At 72.4% G+C, this 257-nt stretch carries 1 protein-coding gene; it reads right to left on the bottom strand.

Going from position 1 to position 257, the window contains the following annotated elements:
* The coding region (locus OWC43_RS23405) for a 1-deoxy-D-xylulose-5-phosphate synthase N-terminal domain-containing protein (protein WP_393958686.1) at window positions 1-257 on the bottom strand (257 nt) is incomplete at both ends.

Raw genomic sequence — 257 nt, 5'->3', positions numbered from 1 at the left:
GGCGAGGTCGCGCGCGACCGCCATGCCGAGCGCGGCCGAGATCGAGGTCGAGGAATGGGCCGCGCCGAACGGGTCGTACGCGCTCTCCGAGCGCTTGGTGAAGCCCGACAGGCCGCCGCCCTGGCGCAGGGTGCGGATGCGGTCGCGCCGTCCGGTGAGGATCTTGTGCGGGTAGCACTGGTGGCCGACGTCCCAGACGATGCGGTCGTCGGGGGTGTCGAACACGTGGTGCAGCGCCACCGTCAGCTCGACCACGC

This window comes from Methylorubrum sp. POS3, assembly GCF_043352485.1.
GTDB classification, from domain to species: Bacteria; Pseudomonadota; Alphaproteobacteria; order Rhizobiales; family Beijerinckiaceae; genus Methylobacterium; species Methylobacterium suomiense.
Note: the sequence above shows the minus strand (reverse complement) of the source record. Positions and strands in the feature narration are given on the sequence as shown.